This is a genomic window from Ammoniphilus sp. YIM 78166 (genome assembly GCF_004522215.1).
Lineage (GTDB): Bacteria > Bacillota > Bacilli > Aneurinibacillales > RAOX-1 > YIM-78166.
Genome location: NZ_SDLR01000001.1, coordinates 1,202,033 through 1,224,643 on the forward strand (window position 1 = coordinate 1,202,033; position 22,611 = coordinate 1,224,643).

Annotated in this window: 20 protein-coding genes and 3 tRNA genes; 19 read left to right on the forward strand and 4 right to left on the reverse strand. The window is 43.8% G+C overall.

The window, feature by feature from the left end; all coding sequences use genetic code 11:
• Positions 1-12 precede the first annotated feature (12 nt).
• The 11 genes from nirD to EIZ58_RS05985 all read left to right on the forward strand — a co-directional run bounded on the left by nirD (position 13) and on the right by EIZ58_RS05985 (position 7,329).
• Positions 13-330, forward strand: a complete 318-nt coding sequence (nirD, locus tag EIZ58_RS05935) for a nitrite reductase small subunit NirD (protein ID WP_134699558.1) — start codon at positions 13-15, stop codon at positions 328-330.
• Positions 331-346: 16 nt separating this feature from the next.
• Complete coding sequence (gene nasC / locus EIZ58_RS05940) at positions 347-2,524, forward strand: assimilatory nitrate reductase catalytic subunit NasC (protein WP_134699559.1); 2,178 nt, start codon at positions 347-349, stop codon at positions 2,522-2,524.
• Entirely contained in the window at positions 2,524-3,285 is a 762-nt protein-coding gene (cobA, locus tag EIZ58_RS05945; RefSeq protein ID WP_134699560.1) for a uroporphyrinogen-III C-methyltransferase, read from the forward strand. Before nasC ends, cobA begins: the two co-directional genes overlap by 1 nt.
• 249 nt (positions 3,286-3,534) lie before the next feature.
• Positions 3,535-4,452, forward strand: coding sequence for an NlpC/P60 family protein (locus EIZ58_RS05950; protein WP_134699561.1), 918 nt, complete (start codon positions 3,535-3,537; stop codon positions 4,450-4,452).
• 72 nt (positions 4,453-4,524) lie between these two features.
• Positions 4,525-4,980 carry a DUF2243 domain-containing protein gene (locus EIZ58_RS05955; RefSeq protein ID WP_134699562.1) on the forward strand — a complete coding sequence of 152 codons (456 nt, stop codon included), beginning with the start codon at positions 4,525-4,527 and terminating at the stop codon, positions 4,978-4,980.
• Positions 4,977-5,696 (forward strand): cytochrome c oxidase assembly protein, encoded by a 720-nt coding sequence (locus tag EIZ58_RS05960; RefSeq protein ID WP_134699563.1) that lies wholly within the window; start codon positions 4,977-4,979, stop codon positions 5,694-5,696. The genes EIZ58_RS05955 and EIZ58_RS05960 overlap by 4 nt, the downstream gene beginning before the upstream one ends.
• A gap of 104 nt (positions 5,697-5,800) precedes the next feature.
• Positions 5,801-5,876: transfer RNA gene (locus EIZ58_RS05965), tRNA-His, on the forward strand.
• 6 nt (positions 5,877-5,882) lie between these two features.
• Positions 5,883-5,957: transfer RNA gene (locus tag EIZ58_RS05970), tRNA-Arg, on the forward strand.
• 15 nt (positions 5,958-5,972) lie between these two features.
• Positions 5,973-6,049, forward strand: a tRNA-Met gene (locus tag EIZ58_RS05975).
• Positions 6,050-6,137: 88 nt separating this feature from the next.
• A complete protein-coding gene (locus EIZ58_RS05980) occupies positions 6,138-6,815 on the forward strand; it encodes a dienelactone hydrolase family protein (RefSeq protein WP_167577526.1) in 678 nt (225 codons plus the stop codon).
• 43 nt (positions 6,816-6,858) lie between these two features.
• The gene (locus EIZ58_RS05985) at positions 6,859-7,329 is read left to right on the forward strand and encodes a GNAT family N-acetyltransferase (RefSeq protein ID WP_134699565.1); all 471 of its coding nucleotides are present in this window, start codon (positions 6,859-6,861) and stop codon (positions 7,327-7,329) included.
• A 51-nt stretch (positions 7,330-7,380) separates the two neighbouring features.
• Here EIZ58_RS05985 and EIZ58_RS05990 read toward each other — a convergent pair whose 3' ends face one another.
• A complete protein-coding gene (locus EIZ58_RS05990; protein WP_134699566.1) occupies positions 7,381-8,637 on the reverse strand; it encodes an L-lactate MFS transporter in 1,257 nt (418 codons plus the stop codon).
• Positions 8,638-9,000: 363 nt separating this feature from the next.
• On the opposite strand from EIZ58_RS05990, the gene EIZ58_RS05995 reads away from it, so the two are divergent.
• The 5 genes from EIZ58_RS05995 (at position 9,001) to EIZ58_RS06015 (ending at position 13,026) form a co-directional block, all read left to right on the forward strand.
• Positions 9,001-10,380 carry a Glu/Leu/Phe/Val family dehydrogenase gene (locus tag EIZ58_RS05995; protein ID WP_134699567.1) on the forward strand — a complete coding sequence of 460 codons (1,380 nt, stop codon included), beginning with the start codon at positions 9,001-9,003 and terminating at the stop codon, positions 10,378-10,380.
• A 434-nt stretch (positions 10,381-10,814) separates the two neighbouring features.
• The gene (locus EIZ58_RS06000; protein WP_134699568.1) at positions 10,815-10,922 is read left to right on the forward strand and encodes a sporulation protein YjcZ; all 108 of its coding nucleotides are present in this window, start codon (positions 10,815-10,817) and stop codon (positions 10,920-10,922) included.
• 97 nt (positions 10,923-11,019) lie between these two features.
• Complete coding sequence (locus EIZ58_RS06005) at positions 11,020-11,115, forward strand: sporulation protein YjcZ (RefSeq protein ID WP_134699569.1); 96 nt, start codon at positions 11,020-11,022, stop codon at positions 11,113-11,115.
• 411 nt (positions 11,116-11,526) lie between these two features.
• Entirely contained in the window at positions 11,527-11,820 is a 294-nt protein-coding gene (locus tag EIZ58_RS06010) for a Dabb family protein (protein ID WP_134699570.1), read from the forward strand.
• 201 nt (positions 11,821-12,021) lie between these two features.
• A complete protein-coding gene (locus EIZ58_RS06015) occupies positions 12,022-13,026 on the forward strand; it encodes a DUF3231 family protein (protein ID WP_134699571.1) in 1,005 nt (334 codons plus the stop codon).
• Between the two features lie 27 nt (positions 13,027-13,053).
• Here the strand turns inward: EIZ58_RS06015 and EIZ58_RS06020 are convergent, their stop codons facing one another.
• Complete coding sequence (locus EIZ58_RS06020; RefSeq protein WP_134699572.1) at positions 13,054-13,266, reverse strand: aspartyl-phosphate phosphatase Spo0E family protein; 213 nt, start codon at positions 13,264-13,266, stop codon at positions 13,054-13,056.
• 424 nt (positions 13,267-13,690) lie between these two features.
• Here EIZ58_RS06020 and EIZ58_RS06025 point away from each other — a divergent pair, with 424 nt between their 5' ends.
• Positions 13,691-16,255, forward strand: a complete 2,565-nt coding sequence (locus tag EIZ58_RS06025; protein WP_134699573.1) for a PAS domain S-box protein — start codon at positions 13,691-13,693, stop codon at positions 16,253-16,255.
• A 54-nt stretch (positions 16,256-16,309) separates the two neighbouring features.
• Here the strand turns inward: EIZ58_RS06025 and EIZ58_RS06030 are convergent, their stop codons facing one another.
• Both EIZ58_RS06030 and EIZ58_RS06035 read right to left on the reverse strand, forming a co-directional pair.
• Positions 16,310-18,124 carry a helix-turn-helix domain-containing protein gene (locus EIZ58_RS06030; RefSeq protein WP_134699574.1) on the reverse strand — a complete coding sequence of 605 codons (1,815 nt, stop codon included), beginning with the start codon at positions 18,122-18,124 and terminating at the stop codon, positions 16,310-16,312.
• Positions 18,125-18,172: 48 nt separating this feature from the next.
• Positions 18,173-19,381, reverse strand: a complete 1,209-nt coding sequence (locus EIZ58_RS06035; RefSeq protein ID WP_134699665.1) for a M20 family metallopeptidase — start codon at positions 19,379-19,381, stop codon at positions 18,173-18,175.
• A 256-nt stretch (positions 19,382-19,637) separates the two neighbouring features.
• Between EIZ58_RS06035 and EIZ58_RS06040 the strand changes: the two genes are divergently transcribed.
• Positions 19,638-21,197, forward strand: a complete 1,560-nt coding sequence (locus EIZ58_RS06040) for an AbgT family transporter (protein WP_134699575.1) — start codon at positions 19,638-19,640, stop codon at positions 21,195-21,197.
• A 45-nt stretch (positions 21,198-21,242) separates the two neighbouring features.
• Complete coding sequence (locus EIZ58_RS06045) at positions 21,243-22,538, forward strand: Zn-dependent hydrolase (protein WP_240688960.1); 1,296 nt, start codon at positions 21,243-21,245, stop codon at positions 22,536-22,538.
• Positions 22,539-22,611: the final 73 nt, after the last annotated feature.

Sequence of the window (22,611 nt, forward strand, 5' to 3'; positions counted from 1 at the left end):
GGGAGAAGAGAGATGAGTCAAGTAAAAACCCAAATCAAAATCGGCGAGTTGGATGATTTTATCGAAAACGTGGGGAAGGTTGTAGAGGTACAGGGACATTCCATTGCTATTTTCCGATTAGCTGAAAATCGCTTTAGAGCCGTTGAAAATCGTTGTCCTCACAAGCAAGGCCCGTTGGCAGAGGGGATTGTTTCAGGCGAATATGTATTCTGCCCCCTTCATGATTGGAAAATCGGGCTGCAAGATGGAAAGGTTCAAGCACCGGATCACGGCTGCGTCCAAAAATTTGATGTTGCTGTAGAGAAACAAGGAGTCTATATTGTGATATAAAACGGGAGGGGTAACGATGACTGACTTTTTAAAAGGGTACCGACAGCTAGAGCATGAGAAACGAAGAGAGTATCAGTACGAGACGCAGTGTCCGTTCTGCAGCATGCAATGCAAAATGAATCTGCATGAAGAAAAAACGGTGCATCGCAGCCGTTACAACGCGACCCCGCTTAAAGGGGATCCGGTATCAGACGGCAAGCTCTGTGCAAAAGGGGTTTATGCCCATGCTCATGCGCTTCATTCATCACGGCTGCGTACTCCCTTGTTAAGAGTCGGTGAGACGTTGACCCCTGTCACTTGGGAGAAAGCTTATGAGTGGCTTCGTAAAAAAATGGGTTCTGTTCAAGTGCAACATGGAAATGATGCCGTAGGGGTATATGGCAGCGGGGCTTTAACCAACGAAAAATCTTATCTTTTAGGCAAGTTTGCCAGAGTCGCCTTACAGACAAAGCATATTGATTATAATGGCCGCTTCTGCATGTCCGCTGCAGCTGGGGCGGCCAATCAAGCTTTTGGCATTGACCGCGGAATGACCCATCCGCTTGAAGATATTCCCTTGGCGGAGTGTATCATCCTTGCCGGGACGAACGTGGCTGAATGCCAACCGACCATGATGCCCTATTTTCGCAAGGCCAAAGCTCAAGGATGTAAAATGATCGTCATTGACCCTAGAGAAACCTCTACTACCAAGATTGCCGACCTTCATCTTAAGGTTAAGCCCGGGATGGATGCAGCGCTAGCCAATGGTCTGCTCAAAGTCATAGTAGAAGAAGACTATGTTGACCATACCTTCCTTCAGAAATCCGTGGATGGAGCTCCGGAATTGCTGGCTCATATTCGCTCGATAGACTTAGAGGAAGTGGCTTGTCTAACAGGTGTTGCCGTCGAACAGATTCGAGAAGCAGCACGGATGTACGGTAAAGCCAATACGGGTATGGTATTTACCGCAAGGGGAGTAGAGCAGCATGCTAGCGGGGTTATGAATGTTCGAAATTTCATTAACCTCGTGCTGTTAACAGGCAAAATTGGAAAAGTGGGGTGCGGATATGGTGCCATCACGGGCCAAGGAAATGGGCAAGGAGGACGCGAGCATGGACAAAAGGCGGATCAACTGCCAGGCTATCGTCTCATTGAGAATCCCCAAGACCGGGAACACATTGCTCAAGTATGGGGGGTCGAAGAATCTTCTATACCTGGAAAAGGGGTTTCAGCCTATGAGATGTTTGAGTTGATGGACAAACGGGAGATTCGCGGCTTAATTGTACTTGGCTCTAATCCCGTAGTTTCCAACCCGAATGCCAGTTTGATAGAGTCAGCCCTGCAAAAGCTTGACTTTCTGGTCGTAATCGACTATTTGATGTCCGAAACCGCTGCTTTAGCCGATTTGGTTCTACCCGGATCCACCTACTTAGAAGAGGATGGTACGATGACTAATCTTGAAGGTCGTGTCATCCTCCGAAAAGCCATTAAGGAACTGCCTGACGGTGCTAGATCAGATATAAAAATTCTAAGCGAGATCGCCGCTATGCTTGGAAAAGGAAAATATTTCACTTACCGAAGCACGGAACAGATCTTTGAAGAATTACGAAAAGCAACCAAAGGCGGGGTGGCCGACTATTCAGGTATCACGTATAAGCGAATCAAGCAGAATAAAGGCCTGTTCTGGCCTTGTACTTCTACTTCCCAATCGGGAACTCCCCGGTTGTTTACGAACGGGAGATTTTATCACCCAAATGGCAAAGCGAGAGTTATTGCGGTTCCTCATCAGTTTCCGAAAGAACAGATCAATGACGACTACCCGCTTACGCTGACCACCGGCCGAATGATGATGCACTACCAAACCGGCGTGCAAACGAGATTAACGCCAGAACTTAATAAAGTAAGTGAGCCTTATCTCGAAATTCATCCCCATACTGCGGAAAAAATTGGATTAGTCGATAAAGGCAAAGCTCGCGTACGTTCCCGCCGGGGAGAAATCATTCTTACTGTAAAAATGACGGCTGGAATTCGAGAAGATACGGTGTTTGTTCCATTTCATTGGGGTGGGGAGAGCTGTATCAACCGGTTGACTTTGCCTCAGCTAGATCCTCAATGCCGCATGCCGGAATTCAAGGCCTGTGCGGTACGCGTAGCTCCACTGCATCAAGAGAAAGAAAAAGAAACAGAAATAAAAAAAGTGGAGGTGCTTGTCTAATGAGCGGAATCGTTTACTTTGTAGGAGCAGGACCAGGAGATCCGAAACTCATCACGGTCAAGGGGATGGAGTGCCTTCAGAAAGCAGACGTAATTGTGTATGATCGGCTACTGAATCAAGAGCTTCTGAACTATGCTCCTTCTCATGCGGAACTTATTGATTGTGGCAAGCGTAAAGATTTTCATACCATACCGCAGGAAGAAATCAATCAGATTCTTGTAGAGCATGCACAAAAAGGACGCATTGTTGTACGTTTAAAGGGAGGAGACCCGAGCATTTTTGGGCGCGTAGGTGAGGAAGCGGAATTCTGTACAGACCATCAGATTCCCTTTGAAATGGTTCCTGGAGTAACCTCTGGCATTGCCGCACCGCTTTATGCAGGCATTCCTGTCACACACCGGAACTATTCCGCTTCCGTCACCTTCGTGACGGGGCACCGTCGTACGGATCAAGAGGCCCCTGAGATTGACTGGGGAAAACTAGCACAAGGGGTCGATACCCTCGTGTTCTATATGGGAATGAGTAATCTCCCTCATATTCAAGAACAGCTCATGAGACATGGAAGATCCTTTGATACACCTGTGGCGCTCATACGCTGGGGAACGATGGATCAGCAAGAGGTGCTTACGGGAGAGCTCTGGAACATTGCCGCTGAAGCAGCAAAAGTAAATTTTAAGTCCCCTGTCATCATTGTAGTGGGGGAAGTGGTCAGATTAAGAGAAAAGCTCCAATGGTTTGGGAAAGAATTGCAATATGTATAGTTAAAAGGTAGCCCATGTCGGCTATCTTTTTTGTGTGCTACTATTCTAGTAAATTGTGGTAATTCTCCAAAATTATTGATAGCCTATAGGATCTTTGGTAGACTTTTTAGCAACTAGAAGTGAAGTAAATTTCTAGGAAATATGTAAAAGTGATCCCAACCTACATGTTTATGGGGTCAAGGGTTGTTCAAGTTGGACAGGCCGAGGACAAGGAAATCCAAAAAATTTTACATCCAAGGAGCTACAACTATGAAAAAACTAAAAATCTTAAGTCTACTACTTGCCGGGAGTATTGTTTTTAGCTCCTTTAGCTCAGCATCCGCCGCTACATCGAATCAAATCGCCGCATCCGCCCAGAAATACATAGGACATTCCTTAAGCCAACATACAGCTGGGGACTTTATTCATCATACTCTAAAGGGAGTGGGGATATCTTCATCCAAAACCCTCAGTGAGCTTTATCGCCAAGGAACCCCCGTTTCGGTATCTAATCTAAAAGCAGGAGACGTGGCCTTTTTTGGAACCAGCGCTTCTAATCTAACTGCATCAGGTGTGTACTTAGGCAACAATAAAATCGCTGTCGCCTATAAACCTTACGGGAGTGTAAAAGTACTTTCAACGAATGATTCCGTCGTAAAAAATAACTTTGTAGGACTTCGAAGCTACGCCAGCACTCAAAGCACGAGTAGTCCTGCTCCTAGCCCTGCAAAGAGTACGACTCCTAGTAATGTACAAGATAAACTAATTAAAGCAGGCTTAAAATACCTGGGTACGCCCTATGAATATGGCTCTAGTCGCAGCAATACCAAAACCTTTGATTGTTCCGATTTTACTCGCCAGGTGTACCTGGACGCCGTGGGCCTCGATATGGGTAGAGGCGGCGCTACGTCCCAATTTAAATACCTGAAAAGTACAGGGGCAAAAATCAAGACCAATTGGAAGGACCTGGAGAAAGGGGACCTCATGTTCTTCATGCCTTACCGTGGAACGAGCAAATCTAATTATACCACTAACCGCGATAGCATCGGACACTCCGGGATCTATATGGGAGATGGGAAGGTTCTTCACACCTATTCCAAGGATTCAGGCGGTGTACGCATCGATTCTATCGTTAACCGACATTGGGAATTCCGCTTCGTTGGAGGCGGCAGTCCGATAAAAAAATAACATCATTTCGCCCGCCTCTAAGAGGTGGGTTTTTTTCATTGCTTTACTGGATAAAATGATGGAGGACTAGTTATGGAGGTGAAGTCCTTGGGTTTGTCGTCTCGCAATCTTTGGTCAGGAATCTTGTTCGGTGTGGGTTTCGTAGCTTTTATTGACGAAATGGTGTTTCATCAGCTCCTGCATTGGCATCACTTTTATGATAAATCGACCACTGCGGTTGGACTGGTATCGGATGGGTTATTCCACGCCTTCAGTTGGTTCGCCACCGTTGCAGGTCTGTTTATGTTTGCTGATCTTCGCCGCAGACAAACCCTTCGACTGAAGAAATGGTGGGGAGGCTTTCTGCTTGGAGGAGGAGTTTTCCAACTTTATGATGGCATTATTCAACACAAGCTTATGAGAATTCATCAGATTCGTTACGATGTGAATGTTCTTCCCTATGATGTTGCGTGGAACCTCCTAGCTGCAGCTATGATCCTCGCAGGTACGTTGCTAGTCCTACGCCAAAAGGGAGAGCGGCATTTATGATTTTGGTCACTATTTTAGTACTAGGTGGGTTACTATACCTATTTGCGGCAAGGATAACTCAGTGGCCAATTTATCGGAGCATATATTGTTTGTTAGGTATCCTTTGTGCGGTTTTTGCGGTTAAGCCTCATACCGGTTTTGTCACGCACATGTGGGGTCATTTACTACTGGGGATGCTCGCCCCTCTTCTCATGGTCTTATCTAGACCTGTAACCCTTGCCTTGCGCACGATTCCCGCCCCCTGGGCTCGGCAACTTACTCGGTTGATGAAAAGTAGGGCATTCGGTTTGATTAGCGACCCGGTAACCGCCTCCATACTTAATATAGGTGGACTTTGGCTGCTCTATACAACGAGCCTGTATGCGCACATGCATCATCATACGGTGCTATATGAGCTCGTGCACCTTCATGTATGGCTTGCTGGTTATTTTTTCACAGCTTCAATGATCACTTTGGATCCTAAACCACATCCAAGGAGTTTTGTTTACCGCTCCGTTGTGCTGGTTATCGCTTTAGCCGCACATGGCATACTAGCCAAGTATATTTATGCACATCCCCCGCTGGGTGTCTCCGTGGAGGAGGCTGAGCGCGGCGCTATGATCATGTATTACGGGGGAGACCTGATTGATTTGGCCCTCATGGTCATTTTTTGTCATCAGTGGTATAAAGTGACCCGTCCTAGAGTCATCAAGAATACAGAAGTTTTGCAAAAATAGAATGTAGTCTTACAGCCCCATAAATTTTTTCAGCTAAATACCAACAATAACCATTGCTTAATATTAATCCATATGTTAAATTTAATCTTGTCGCAGAAAATATGGCGGTCGTGGCGAAGGGGTTAACGCACCGGATTGTGGCTCCGGCACTCGTGGGTTCAAGTCCCATCGATCGCCCCATATTACGCGCTCGTCGTTCAATGGATAGGACGCCAGATTCCGGTTCTGGCAATGGGGGTTCGACTCCCTCCGAGCGCGCCATCATAATTTCTTGGCGGCGGTGTAGCTCAGCTGGCTAGAGCGCCCGGTTCATACCCGGTAGGTCGTAGGTTCGACTCCTATCACCGCCACCAATACCTACATAACCAAGCAGTCATCTTCTGTTGAGAAGCTGGCTGCTTTTTTCAATTCTCTATTATAACCAAAAAGGAGATGAGACGGTTGATTCAACAAAATGTCCAAACCAGTCAGGTAAAATATGGTTCGTTTCACTCAGTACTTTGCAAGCCTACCTCGCCCGGTTGCTTTCCGTCGATCATTACAATTCACGGCATCTACGGTCTGCAGGAGATGGATGTGCTCTTCGCCCAGCGACTTGCTTTACAAGGTTATATGGTATTGGCCCATGGATGGCAAACGGAAGAGAAGGATCCTGCCGATCGGAAGATCGTAATGGGAATTCGAGAAGCCATCGATTTTCTTAAGCAACAGGATCAGGTGAATGCTCAACATATTGGCTTAATTGGCGTCTGTCGCGGTGGCAGCATCGCTATGATCGCCGGTGCTCATATTGAAGAGTTGAAGATGTCAGTATCCTTCTATGGACAAGCTTATTATCCTCTTAATGACAAAAAACCGGCCTCACCGATAGATCTAGTGAACCAGGTTACCATGCCTATGCTTCTTATTCACGGCGAGGAAGATATCATTTTCGATGCTCAAGAAACCATCGATTTCTATACAGCCCTTCAGACAAGGGGCAAAAAAGCAGAGTATAGACTTTATCCTGAAGCCGGACACGGCTTCTTCCTTAAAGGTCATCGGAACTACCACCGGCAGGCCTCTGAGGATGCGTGGATCGTCCTGTCACAGTTTCTAAACGAGCACCTTCCTACTTAACCCTTAATATTCTAGATTAGCAGGAGTAGGAGGGTGGGAGTCCATGATTAAGACCAAAAGGCTTTACTTATACCCTTGCACCAAACAAGTCATAGAGAAAATACGAAGGTTGAATGCTTACCCCTTAGGAGATCATATAGACCACTACGTGAACCAAGCCGCCCTTGACCCCAGCACTATAGGCTGGGGTCCGTGGTTTGCTGTCAGGAAAAAAGACAAACGTATTATCGGGGATATGGGCTTTTTCCAAAAGCCCTCACCTGACGGCACAGTAGAAATGGGCTGCAATATTATTTCACAAGCACAGGAAAAAGGATACGCAACAGAAGCAAGTAGGAGATTGATCCAGTGGGCCTTTGCTACCAAAGAGACGAGAAGAGTGATCGCTGTCTGCTACGATCATAATATTCCCTCGATTAAGGTTCTAGAAAAGCTTGGGATGAAGAAGTACCTGACACAGAACAGAATGATCTATTGGGAAATCACGAAGGAAGCAGACGGAGCCAAATCTTAATGTAAAAAAAAGGATGAACTCCTCCTACGAGGGTTCATCCTTTTTCGATTCTTAAGCAACTCCTTCTTTCTGCTGTTGCTGGTTACGCAATCTCTTGATATCTGCACGTAGGAAGATTGATATGACAAAAGCCAAGGCAATCAGTCCCAAGAAAACATAAAATACGGGAATGTAGCTGCCAGTTGAAGCTTTAATGTTACTGACTAGCATCGGCCCAATGATTCCGCCAAGGGACCAAGTGGTTAAGAGATATCCGTGAATCGCTCCTAGTTGTTTCGTGCCAAATAAATCTCCGATAAAAGCAGGAAGATTAGAGAAGCCACCGCCATAACAGCTTACAACAAGGAATATTAAGACTTGGAACAGAAGTACATTGGTCGTGATCGGCAGAGTTGCAAATGCTATTATTTGAATGATAAAGAAAATTAAGTAAATGTTATGGCGACCAATGTAATCAGAGGCTGCTGCCCAGCCAAGTCGTCCTCCGCCGTTGAAGATCCCCATAATACCTACCATCGTTGCAGCAGCTGCTGCAGATAATCCTACAACATCTTGAGCCATGGGTGAAGCGACAGAAATCATCATGATACCTGCACTGGTGTTCATAAGCATCATGGCCCAAAGCATCCAAAAATGCTTCGTTTTTACTGCTTCTTTGGAAGTCATTTGACGTAGATCCTTTAAAACTATCCTTTCACCAGATGCAATGGCCTTCTTTAATCCCTCAGGCATCCAGCCTTCTTTAGGGGGGGCAATGTAGGTAGCACCCAATACCATTAATGTAATATAGCAAACACCTAAAATATAAAAAGTGTTCGTAATACCTACAGATACAATCAAATTGGCTGCGAGAGGAGCAGTGGCAAGAGCCCCGGAACCAAAACCAAGTACAGCCATCCCTGTCGCTAAACCTCTACGATCGGGGAACCATTTAACAAGTGTAGAAACCGGCGCAATGTAACCGATACCAAGACCGAGTCCACTTAATAAACCGTAGGTAAGCAAGAATAACATTGAGGAGTCTATAGCAACAGCAAAACCAGAACCGACTTGACCCAAACCGAATAACAAGGCAGCGAATAAAGCGGAGTTTCTTGGGCCTTGTCTCTCTACAAACTTCCCGAAGATCGCCGCAGACATTCCTGCAAGCGCCATCATTATTGTAAAAGCCAGAGTAACATCAGTTTCTGACCAACCCATTGTTTCAACCAACGGCTTTTTATAAACACTGTAAGCGTATGCAGCACCGATTGAAATGTGAATAGCAATAGCAGATAAAGCAATGAGCCATCTGTTTTTCGTTTTCATTACATCCTCCTTGAATTTTATTTTCTCTATACTTGTAATTACTCCAATTATAATAAGTTTTTGAATGTTTGACATAATTTAGAGGCAAGTGGTTCAAATTGCGGTGTAAAGAGTTGGAATTAGAGGCTGAAATGCGTTAAACACCCGGGGGGGACCGACTAATTCTAGCAAGGCTTTAACCTTAACTAAATTTTAAAGATCAAGTAACATTCCTGTAACATAAAGCCGTTATGATGTAATTAATCAATTTGACCCCCTTAGAAATAAACCTTGGACTTGCTTTTCAGCAAGTCCATTTTTTTTTACCCGTATGATGGTTACCATAAAAGGAAAATAAGTATTGACGGAAAGGAAGAGATATTAATGGCAAGTCAAACAGGCGCAATCGTTCAACGTTCGTTAGATGCGCTACTCGAGGATCCATCTTTTTTACCAGAGGTTCAGGGAAATAGCCGGATCCAGGCTTTTACTTCTTTAGCAGCCATTCTTTCTACCCCAAACCAAATTCACAAAGCGTTCTTGCGGATACCTTTGGAAAACGGAAATGTCGTTCGGATTCCAGCTTATCGCGTTCAGCATAATAACACCCTTGGCCCTTATAAAGGAGGGATTCGCTTCCACGAATCTGTCAATGAGGAGGAAGTAACGAATCTTGCAGCGTTAATGACCTTGAAGAATGCCCTTCACGATGTTCCATTTGGAGGGGGAAAAGGTGGCGTGGCCATTAATCCAAGAGACTATTCAGTCAAGGAATTGCATCTAATCAGTACAAAATATGTTCAATATTTCAGTGATAGTTTAGGTCCAGATAAGGATATTCCTGCACCAGATGTGGGGACAGGGGATCGGGAAATGGATTGGATGACGGCAGAATACAAAAGCATCCGTCCTGGAAAGCCATATAGGGGTAGCTTTACCGGAAAGAGTGTAGTAAACGGAGGTTCCCTAGGACGTCGGGAAGCCACAGGAAAGGGCGTATATTTTACATTTCGCTATATGCTGCATGACTTTCTCGAGGAGCAGAGTAAGTGGCTAGATGGAAAAGAAAACATTTTCGCCCAAACCGCATTAGCCCATAAGGATCGTCTTCTGAAAATCGCGGTACAGGGCTTTGGCAATGTAGGCTCTATTGCTGCACTTGAAGCTTATCAGGATAACCATTTACATACGAAGGTTATTGCGGTAAGCGACCGAAATGTAACCCTCTACAATGAAGAGGGATTAGACATTCCCACCCTTTTGGATTTTGCTACAGGCAACAGGGGAGACCTTCCTGTAACAGAAGAGCAATTGGGCATCTGTGGAGTTAAAGCAAGTATTCTCGACCGTGAGGAGGTCCTTTATCTAGAAACTGACGTTCTGATTCTGGCCGCTCTGGAGGATCAAGTCCACAAAGACAATGTAGATAAGATTCAAGCAAGAATCCTTGTAGAAGGAGCGAACGCACCAGTAACAGGGGACGCCGACAAGATATTAAATGATAAGGGGATCATCGTCATACCGGATATTCTGGCCAATGCGGGTGGTGTCATCGTTTCTTATTTTGAATGGTTGCAAGGGCGTGAAACACAGTTTTACTCAGAAGATGAAGTTTTTCGGCTCCTTTTTCAAAAAATGCAGACAACCTTGGACACCATCCTGCCTCAGTACTTTGGAGATCCATATTCGCTGCGCCAGAACTGTTATATTCATGCTGTCATGAAGCTATCGACCGTTCTTCACAGGCAAGGAAAGCTGTATTAATCTTGCTTCTACCGTGCCCTCTGGTATATAATATTGCCCCTGCACAATCGTGCCAGGGGCTTTTCTGAGTTCGATTTTTTTCTGCATTCCTAGGCATCCGTACAATCAAGTTCTTCTAACTCTCATAGATTATAGTAATCACTGAGAAAGGAGGCAGATCATTATGGGTGTACCTTTCGCTGGTGGGGCTGGATTGTTAGGTGGAGGCCTGGCGTTCATTCTCGTACTCTATATCTTGCTCGTGATCATTGCTAGACCCGGGTTTATTGCTTAATTAAACTCGAGAAAAAGGGGACCTCAAGTTGGGGTTCTCTTTTGTTTGGCTAAAAAATTGCTAGGCATCTACCTAAAGCTCCTACTCTAGGCATTCATACAGGCAAATCTGGAGTTATCTCATAGAATAAAGTAACCAATGAGAAAGGGGGAAGATCAAGATGGGTGTACCTTACGCTGGTGGAGTTGGTTTAGGTGGTGGCCTGGCGTTCATCCTCGTGCTTTATATCTTGCTAGTGATTATTGCTCGTCCTGGATTCCTATATTAATCGAGGGCACAGAATTTCTAGTTACTAGGCAACAGAACAAGCAAAATCCTCCAATCTTAATATAATGAAGTAAGTTGGAACGAAAGGAGGAAACAACATGAGTGCAGTAGCTGGATTGGGTGGCGGATTGGCGTTCATTCTTGTTCTCTATATCTTGCTTGTTATCATTGCTCGTCCTGGATTCTTCTACTAATCTAGGCGGCTGAAGGAAAAGGGGTGCTATCAGGCAGCCCCTTTTCCTATTTCCAAGCAACTATAAGGAGGCCTCTTGGACTAGCCGCCTAATCTGGGCTGTTTTCCTAGGCTGAAATCCAAGCAAGTCATCCGATTTCTCATAGAATATAGTAATCACTAAGGAAAGGGGGCAGTTCAAGATGGGTGTACCTTTTGCTGGTGGGGCTGGATTGTTAGGTGGAGGCCTAGCGTTCATTCTCGTACTCTACATCTTGCTCGTGATTATCGCTCGTCCTGGATTCCTAGTTTAATCCAAGGACTGGTAAGAGGGGCTTCTTGAAGAAGCCCCTCTTTGTATTGTTCACTATTATAAGCTACAATAGTCACTGAAATACATTATCCTAGAAAAGTAGAAAAGAGGGGCCACTCCATGATTAATCGAATTGTCCTAGTCAAGTTTTCTGATGAAACTACAAACGAGCAATTACAAGAGGTTATCAACCGTTTCAAAGCGTTAAAGGATCATCTTACAGGTATCGTTGAAATTCAAGCTGGCCTCAACTTTGCAGAAAGAAGCAAAGAATATCAAGTTGTTTTAAGCGTACGCTTTGAAAACGAAGCTGCCCTTGAAGCCTATGTGTCAAATGCCGAACACCAAGCGGTTGCTGCCTACATAAGAGAAGTAGGAAGAGTGGACAGTATCGGGGTAGATTTTAAATTATAAGGAAACCATGGTGAATAATAGCTCTGCCAATAAAGGGAACCCATCCTTTAGGGCAGAGCTATTTCCATTTTGGAGGTGGACTCTTGAAAGTTAAAGCCTGTCCACCATTTCATCATTTTCCGATCGTTTGTTAGTTTATTAATGGATGAACTTTTCCAGATGCTGCATACTAAGAAATATGCTATTTAGAGGAGGGTAACCATGTCTGAAAAAACTACACGGCTATCCAGTGCGGAGCTTGGAGGGCTCTGGAAGCATTATATACAAGATACCATGTCTGTTTGCTTCCTAAGATATTTTTTACATCATCTCCAAGATGAGCAGTTAAAGGTAGTTATCCAAAAGGCATTGAGTTATTCCGAAACACATTTAGTACAAATCAGAGAAATCTTTCATTTCGAGAATATTCCTATACCTGTTGGCTTTACCACAGAGGATGTTGATCTAAGTGCTCCCCCTTTATTTCATGATCCTTACGCCTTGAGCTTTGTTTATATCATGAGTAGGATGGAGATGATCTCATATTCCTTTACCACTTCAAGTGTGGGACGGGAAGATGTTCGGACGCTTTTTACTCAATGCTTGCAACACGCTAATGAGCTTTATAATGATTCAACTTCGCTTATGATTTCAATTGGAATTTATGATCGAGCCCCGATGATTAACTATCCTAGGAAAATAGAGTTTGTTCAAAATGAATCCCTGCTCTTGGGTTATATCGGAAAAAAAAGACCTCTGAACGCATTGGAGCTGTCGGAGATCTTTTTAAACATTGAGCGGAACTACTTTGCCACCGTATTTTGTCTAGGATTACTTCAAGTGGTCAAAGACAAGGAGATAAAAAAATACATCCAAAGAGGAAAAGACATTTGTGATAAGCAAGTCAAGCTCTTTAATGAACTTCTCATGAATGAGGATCTTCTAGGAACGGTTCCCATCACGATGGAACTGACGGATTCTACAACTTCTCCATTTTCCGACAAGCTGATCGTAGGACTTTTCCACGCCCTCAATTCGCTTGATATCACACTAATCGGACACGCATTATCCATGTCTATGAGGGCTGATTTGGCGGCTCACTATAGCAAACTGATCTTGGAAATTATACTCTATGGAAAGGAAGGGTTTAATATTATGGTTGATCGGAAGTGGCTTGAACAGCCGCCACAAGCCACGGACCGCAGGGATTTAATCAGGTCTCAATAAAAGAGCCTCCACAACGGAGGCTCTTTTCTAGATGATTTCTTTTTTATGCATAGATTTCACTTTCAATCTTTGGTATTCCAGGATTCGTTCATCAATCACTTGACTAATTTCTACCACCTTCTGATGGGTTAATGAACCCGTCCTAGCGGATGCTGCATACATAAGTTCTCTTAGGCGATCGATTTCTGCTTGAAGACTATCCAATGTTGCCCTTCCCCTGTCCCATTTTTTTCGGTACATTTTTTATCTCTCCCCAGAGATTCATATGTAATATTACCTAATATCATACAAGGAAAAAAGTCCTAGTTCAAAACAATTTTTTCGTCATTATCCAACAAGCTTCTACAGGATTCTTTGTGGTGTATCGTGCTCCTTTTCAAGTATAATACGAAAGTATGGATGCTACCAATGAGCTATGGGTCTTTCCCATCAATAAGAAGGTTGAACCCATTTATTAAAAATATGGATTTAAGACACTTGGAGCATTAACCATGATTCATGTCTTCTTGGGGGCCGCAGTATCGCCGAAATCCGAGAAGGTTAAGTAATTGGATGCCCCTCCTTTTTTCGTTAATAGATTCCTATGGTATACTACTTCTAGAATGACTACGAGTGAGAGTGATGATAAGTATGAATATGGTTGAGCTAAGGAAGGGTTTGACTTATGATCCAGCGTAAGCAAGGTCATCTGTCAGACAAAATGAGGGTAGATGAAGAGCTGAGGAAAAGCGAAGAGAGATATCGTAAATTAGTTGAACTTTCACCGGAGGGAATTGTAGTTCACCGAGATGGAATTATCCTCTTCGCAAATAAGGCAGCCTTTCAAATCGTAAAAGCCCAACCGAACGATCTTATAGGGAAAAACGTTTATGGTTTTATCCATCCAGATGAGAGAGGTCATTCAATTGAGAGGATGGCACAACTCAAAACTGACCAAGATTTGCCGCTTGTTGAAAAAAGGCTGTTACAATCTGACGGGAGAATCATTTTTACTGAGATCACCTCCATGCAGATGGAGTACGAGGGTAGTCCGGCCGTTCTGACTCTTTTTAGAGACATTACGGACAGGAAAAAAGCAGAAGATGACCTCAGGAATCAGGAAGCACTGTACCGTCTACTTACGGAAAACTCCAGCGATATTGTTGCACTGTATGGGCCTGATGGCGAAACCATCTTTGTAAGCCCCGCTTGCGAAAAGATTCTAGGATATACCCAGCAAGAATATATCGAGCTATCTGTAGTAGAAGCCGTTCATGAAGAAGACCTCATGACTGTCCTTGAGTGTAGAGCCCAATCTCTTAGCGGCAATTCATCACGTTGTGTTTATCGAAGTAAAAAGAAGAACGGAGAATACATCTGGCTGGAGACCATTACCAACCCTGTTTTGGGTGAAACGGGCGACATTATTCAAATTCAGGTAACTTCTCGAGATATACACCAACAAAAATTGGCTCAAGATAACTATCAGCTTATTGCCAATAACATGACGGACTTAATAGGGATTCTTGATGCTGAAGGGCGTGTAAAATATGCATCTCCTTCCTACCAAACCGTCTTGGGCTATAGTCCGGAAATACTGGAAGGGAACGCCAATCAGCAATTAGTTCATCATGAGGATAGGGCCCATACACAAGAACAATTTATACGTATGCTCCAAACCAAGACCCCAATATCACTTGAGCTACGTTATCAGCATCAATTTGGCCACTATCTGACTCTAGAGGCTACTTTTATACCCGTCTTAGATAAGTCCGGCAGCTTAGAATATGTCTTATCCGTAAGTCGAGACATTTCTACACGAAAAAAAATGCAGGGAGCCCTTCTCAAAAAAGAAGAAAGTCTTACTCTTGCCCAAAAAGTTTCTGGAATGGGAAGCTGGGATTTAGATCTTGAGACCGGGGTACTCGAATGGTCGGACCAGGTCTACTGTATTTATGGTTACACCCAAAACCAGATCAAGGTCTCCCCAGACTTATTTTATCAGCATCTATACCCAGAAGATCTTGCAACCGTGAATCAAGTCTTTGGATCCCCTCTTCAAGAAGAAAAAACGTACCGTGTAGAGCATCGAATCATTCGTGCAGATGGCCAGGTTCGCTGGGTAAGCCAAATGGGAAAAGTTGTACAAAGCAATCCAGGAGTAAGTACTCGTTTCATTGGAACAATTCAGGACGTAACCGAGATCAAGCATCGACAAGAAGAAATCGAACAGCTTAAAAGGCAAAAGGAGCTTATTCTTCACTCTGCTGGCGACGGTATTTTCGGAGTCGACTTAGAGGAGAATATCATCTTTGTCAACCCAGCAGGAGCCACTTTACTTGGATTTGAAGAAGCTGAACTTATTGGGAAATCGCTTAGACATGCATTTGGAAATTCACTGCGTCCTTCTCTTTTTGATGATAAGATTCGCTATGTAACCGATGAACTCTTTTTTCGTAAAGACGGGACAAGTTTTCCTGCTGAATATGTAAGTTCCCCCATATGGGAAAATGGAAGGATTTCTGGGGGAGTAGTGGCCTTTAAAGATATTTCAGAGAAAAGAATGGCAGAGGAGTACCTCCTTAAGTCTGAGAAATTAGAGCTGGCAGGGCAGCTAGCCGCAGGTGTAGCGCATGAGATACGAAATCCGTTGACTTCTATTAAGGGCTTTATACAATTACTAGAAATAGGACTAAGCAAACCTGAATACTTTTCCATTATGAGGTCTGAGTTTGAACGAATCGAAGACATCATTAACGAATTTTTAGCTCTATCTAAGCCACAGTCGATATTATTTCAGCCTGAGCGTATTGATGAATTATTATCGCAAATGATCCAGCTGATGAATAGCCAAGCCATTCTTCATAATGCCGTCATTATTCCTAATATTGATAGAGAGCTACCTTCAGTCTATTGTGATAAAAACAAGCTAAAACAAGTATTTATTAACGTTATTAAGAATGCGATCGAAGCCACTGAAGAAGGTGGAGTAATCAGGGTAGAAGCCACCACAAATGATAACCACAGGATTATTGTTCGGATCATTGACTATGGATGCGGAATTCCAGAACATCGATTTAAGAATTTGTTTGAGCCTTTTTATTCCACGAAAGAAAAAGGGACAGGGATCGGATTAATGGTCAGCTTTAAGATCATCCAAGAACACCAGGGAAGTATTCAAATTGAAAGTCAAGAGGGAAAAGGAACCACGGTTACCATAACTCTTCCTCAATACCACGCAACATATTGAAAACAGAAGTAGATCTCTTGCATACTAGATCTACTTCTTTTCTTTGCAGTCAAACTAGCTTCCTAAATACTGGTGTAATCTTAGAGCTAATTGTAGATTCATAAATTGTTCGGCGTCTGTAAGTTCGATAGAGAGAATTTCTTGGATTCGCTTGAGCCGGTAGTTTAAAGTATTGGTATGGATATGAAGAGATTCGGCTGCTTCCTTTGAATTTTGATTATGTTCCAAATAAACGAGCAGGGTTGGGAGCAATTCTCTTTTCCGTTGAGCTTCATACTCCAATAAAGGACCTAGAGTTTCTTGAATAAAATCCATTAATTCGTCCTCTGAGTTTTGCAGGAGCAGCCGTTGCACTCCTAGTTCCGAATAACTAATTACATTCTTGTTTAAGTTGTAGGTACGTAATAACTGCAAGCCTCTCTGGGCTTCTTGGGCAGATTTCCCTACATGGACCAACCCGTTTTTTGCTCTTCCCAAGGCGATAAGAACCGTAGGCTTCTCGTTTCTCTTCAAGACTTCCTGCTGAAACTGATGTGCGAGTTCCATGATTTGCTGAGTATGGTAACTACCCGTCCTTTGATTAGAAAAAGACAACAGTAGTATAATCTGCTCATGCTTGGTGACAACCATACTATGCGGATAACTTTCGAGAAAGATGCGGTTGGCTAGGTCAATGAGGTGGCGCTTCATATCGATATGGAGAGGTTGAATCTGGATCACCGTCACTAGATAGTTTCGGTTAGGATCAAGATCTAAGAGCTTAGCTTGCTGAATTAAGGACTCGTCTACCTTTCCAGTAAATAACCCCTCAATAAACTCTCCTTTTAATCGTTGTTGTGTTTCAAATATCTGCTGACTCTTCATCAGCTCCAGAGAGATCACCGTACATGCATGTTCTAAAGCGGAAATATCGACTTCATTTATCGACTGAACAGATAGAACAACTAAAAATCCCAGAAAGTTCATCTTAGAACCTAGAGGCAAACTTACCATGTGGTGGGGCAAACCGTTTATCTCACAATCTTGAAGTTTATAAGCAAGCTCTTGAAAATCTGAGGATGCAAAAGCAACCCCTTTTATTTTGCTGACGTCCGTTTCTGATAATGGATCGCGGCTGGATGACTCAATAAGATCTCCCCATTCATTAAACAGAAGAATTTGATCCCCAAACATGGTATTGAGGTAGTGAAGGATGGAAGACAAGCCTTCCCCTCGTAAGACAAGATTAGCTAAGTGCCCATGGATGGCAACGGAACGCGAAAGCATTTCGTTCTGTTTGGTTATGGTATAGTTTGAATTCTCTAATTGGCGAACCGTTTGCTGTTTCTCCTTGTAAAGCCTCGCTTTTTCAATAGCTACTGCGGCTTGATGGGATATGGCTTTTACTAAATTAATATCATCAAGGGAAAAATGCAGATCAGGTTGAAAAGAGTCTAACGTAATCACGCCAATACAGTCGCCTTTACTAATGATAGGGGCACAAATAGCTGACTGCGGATTGATGGGAATGGATGATTCCATCAAATTTAAGTTTTGAGGGGCAAGAGTGGAGGTTGTTCTCGCAACTTCCTCCGGGTTCTCAAAGATTAGACACTGTCGAGCTGAAAAAGCAAGACCTGTCATGGATTCTCCGGGCTTTAATCTTACCTGCTCCACAATCTTGGAATCAAACCCTTGTGCAGATTTAGCAACTAAACAATCCTGTATCGGGTCATAAAGAAACAGGACACCTCCATCAGCCGCATCTACAACAGAAACGGTTGCTTGCATGATGGAATCCATAATCGTATCGATGTCTAATGAGCTGTTCAGTACATTGGAAACTTCAATTAAAGACTGCAACTGCCTATGGCTAAGTAACTCACTCATAAATAAAATCAACCCTAATCCAATAGATTAGGGTTATTTTATCGTATATTAATTTACAGAAGCAACTGCAGCTTTCGAATCTTTCTCATGTAGGTAGTTCACAGCTGCCGTGATTAACACTTTCGCCGCAGTGAGCATGGCTTGTTCATCAATATCAAATTTAGGATGATGATGAGGATAAGTTGCCCCTTTATCCGGATTGCCGGCACCCGTGAAAAAGAAGGTGCCTGGCACCTTTTGTAAATAATAGGCAAAATCTTCTCCGCCCATAATCGGTTCCATTTCTTTCACATGCTCGGCAGGCACGACTTGCGCAGCGCTTCTGGCAAGCAATGCCGTTTCTTCCGGATGATTGCATACAGCCGGATAACCCTTATCGTATACAAAAGTATACTGGGCACCAGCACCTTCACATGTTGTTTTAATTACTCTTTCCATCTCTTGTATAATCAGGTCTTGGACCTCTGGATCAAAGGTTCGAACGGTTCCAATAATGCTTGCCGAATCGGCAATAACGTTAAAAGCATCTCCAGCATGGAAGGAAGCTACCGTTAATACCGCAGGCTTCAGAGGATTTATGCGGCGGCTGATAATCTGCTGAAGGTTCTGAACCAATGCAGTACCCACAACAATCGAATCAATTGTCTCATGGGGAGCAGCGCCATGACCACCTCTTCCCTTAATTTCAATGGTGAATTTATCGGCAGCAGCCATAATAGGTCCGGTTCGATAGCCAATTTCACCCACAGGATGAGAGGACCATAAGTGAGTGCCAAAAATAGCATCAACACCATCTAAACATCCATCTTCAATCATAGGAAGAGCGCCGCCAGGTGCAATTTCTTCTGCAAACTGGTGAATCAAGACAACATTCCCATGAAGCTCTTCCTTGTTTTCGACAAGGACTTTGGCTACAGCAAGTAGAGTGGCTGTATGAGCATCATGTCCGCAAGCATGCATCACCCCAGGAACTTGGGATTTATAATCAACATCTTTTTCGTCTTGAATGGCTAGTGCGTCAAAGTCGGCGCGGATCCCTACGGTTTTCCCCGGCTTCCCTCCGCGAATAATGCCGACAACACCTCTACCCCCAACACCGGTACGAACTTCAACTCCCAATTGAGTGAGATATTCTGCAATCGTTGCAGGTGTTTTTTCTTCCATAAAAGATAATTCAGGATTCATATGAAAATGTCGACGCCATTGAACCATTTCAGGAAACAACTCGGATAATCGACGATACATGGATTCAAACATCATTTCTATTCCTCCCAACCGTATTTACAGAATAATTATACATTGAAATAATATGAGATCTATGTAATCCAAAACAAAAAATAAGTGATGTTTTTGGTCTAATCTACAAAAACTAAGAAGAACTAATGTCTTTTGTTTAAACACACAAAAAATCTGTTCATTTTTTCAGATTGCTGCACATAGCAACTTCACTTGATATGACTATAATTATAAACAAGTTTGAAAATTTGAAAACATAAAAAAAGGGGGAGCGCATATGTCCTTGGCGAAAAAACAAGACGTGCCACCAGTAAATCAAAAGACAAAAGCGCCGGCAAAAAACACTTTGCTCAACCGGATGCTGGATGTTGTAGAACGAGTCGGAAACAAGCTTCCTGACCCAGTTACATTATTTATTATCTTTGCCATTATTGTAGTTATTGCTTCTCATTTTGCAGCATCCGCGGGAGTAGAAGTCACTCATCCTTCCACAGGAGATTCCGTAAAAGCGGTTAGTTTGTTAACAGCGGAAGGGCTTCAAAACATTATGACGAAAATGGTGAAGAACTTTGCCGAGTTTCCACCTCTAGGACTAGTACTTGTTACCATGATTGGGGTTGGACTTGCTGAGGGAGTTGGACTCATCTCTGCCTTGCTCAAAAAGGTCGTATTGGGCGCTCCTAAATCCATGATCACCGTATCTATCGTTATTGCTGGTATCTTGGCTAATATGGCGGGAGATGCTGGATTCATCGTATTACCTCCTATTGCAGCCCTCGTGTTTATGAGTGTAGGAAGACACCCAATTGCAGGAATGGTAGCGGCCTATGCAGCGGTCGCTGGCGGATTTAGTGCGAATCTGATCGTTAACATGCTTGATGCGTTATTGGCTGGATTTACCCAGGGAGCAGCACAGATTGTTGACCCGAACTTTATTGCTAACCCGGCCATGAACTGGTATTTCTTAGCCGCTTCGGCGTTTATCATCGTACCTTTAGCTATTTGGATTACCGATAAAGTAGTAGAGCCAAGACTTCCTGAATACACAGGTCCAAAGATGAAGATGGACAAACTGTCCGATGCCGAAAATCGTGGATTAAAGTGGGCAGGAGCGGCTGCACTTGTGTTTATTTCTATAATTGCTCTATTAATTGTACCAAGTGACGCTCCACTTCGCGGCGAAAACGGAGCGATTATTATCTCTCCATTCATGAGCTCGCTGGTTCCGATTATTATGGGATTATTCTTATTCCCTGCCATCGCTTATGGGATTGTAACCAAGGGTATCCGTTCCGATAAAGACGTAGCGGATGGTATGGCTAAGGCGATGAGCGCGATGGGAATGTATATCATACTAGCCTTCTTCGCCGCTCAATTTATTGCCTATTTTAACTGGAGTAACCTTGGCGTGATCATGGCTATTTCCGGAGCTGACTTCTTAAAGGGAATTGGATTGACAGGCTTGCCGTTGCTTGTTGGATTTATTATCATTAGTGCCGGATTGAACTTGTTTATCGGAAGTGCTTCGGCAAAGTGGGCGATCCTTGGACCGGTGTTTGTTCCCATGTTCATGCTCCTAGGTTATGATCCAGCCTTTACACAATTGGCCTACCGCATAGGGGACTCTATTACCAATCCAATTACACCGATGTTCGCTTATTTTGCCATCCTATTAGCCCTGGCAAAAACATACGACAAGAACATGGGATTAGGCTCGTTAATTGCGGTTATGCTTCCATATACCTTGATTTTCGGTGCAGCATGGATTTTATTCTTCATCATTTGGTTTTTCCTTGGCTTGCCGCTTGGACCAGGTTCCGGCATTTATTTGCCATAAGGTGATAGGAGATTAGAGAGAGTTAGAAAATTGGAGGTGGAGAGGTTGAACGTTTTTTCTAAAGAGAGATTACTAAAAGATGTAATGCAATGCTCCAAAATAGAAGGTATCGATCCTTTGGACGTAGCGGAGCGATTATCAAAAATGGCAGCGATTGGAGTGACCCCGGAAGGCGGAATTACACGGTACCCTTATACGAAGGAAGAAAGAGAAGTAAAAGAAGTCTTTAGGGGCTGGATGGAGTCCATTGGGCTTGAGGTACATGTTGATCCAATAGGCAACTTGTTCGGACGATTGATAGGTGAAAACCCTGAGCTTCCCGTGGTGATGACTGGGTCACACCTGGATACTGTCCCCAATGGAGGAGCCTTTGATGGAGCCCTTGGGTGCTTAAGCAGTCTAATGGCTATCGAAGCCATCATTAAGCAAGGTTTGAAGCCTCAGCGCACGATCGAATTAGCTGTATTTGTAGATGAAGAGGGCGCACGATTCAAAAATGGAATATTCGGTAGCCGAGCTATGATGGGAGAGGTTACAGCGGAGCAATTAAAGAACTTTTCTGACGCTGATGGCATTACCCTTGAAGAGGCTATGAAAGAACAAGGATATTTACCTGGACAAATCCTCCTGGGGAAACGTCGAGCTGAAGATATCTTTGCCTTCTTGGAGCTTCATATTGAACAGGGAAAAATTCTCGAAAATGAAGAAAAAAACATCGGGATCGTGAACGGAATAGCGGGACCTTCCTGGAGAACCTTTACCTTCCTTGGAAACACCGACCACGCGGGGAACACCCCTATGCATATGAGAAAAGATACAGTAACCGCTGCAGCTGAATTCATACTCGGTGTGGAAAAGCTTCCCCGGACGTTTAGTCCGACCGCTGTTGCTACCGTAGGGAGGATGAATGTATTCCCTAATGGAACGAATATCATTGCGGGAAAAACCGAAGTCGTTGTTGATGCTAGAGACATACATGTTGACAAGAGGGATGAATTGCTTGAGGCGATCACCCAACTCGCCCATGAAATTGCCCAAGCAAGAGAGTTAGAAGTCAAGGTAGAAAGTGGCATATCCATTCCACCAGTGATGGTGCCCGACTCGATTCAAAGCATGATTGCTCGGGCAGCAGAGCGCCATGGACTTTCTACTCGAACGTTGCCAAGCGGCGCAGGTCATGATGCTATGATTCTTGGCAAGTATGTTCCCTCAGGCATGATCTTTGTGCCAAGCCATAAAGGAAAAAGCCATTCTCCAGAAGAGTGGACTTCCTTGCCAGATTGCGTGAATGGAATAGTAGTGATGAAAGAGGTCTTGTTTGAGTTAGCGAATCAGAATTAAATTTAGCAAGTGAAAAAACCGATCCTATCAAGTTAGAGGGCACTGAAAAACTTGCGTTTTTAGAAATATAAGT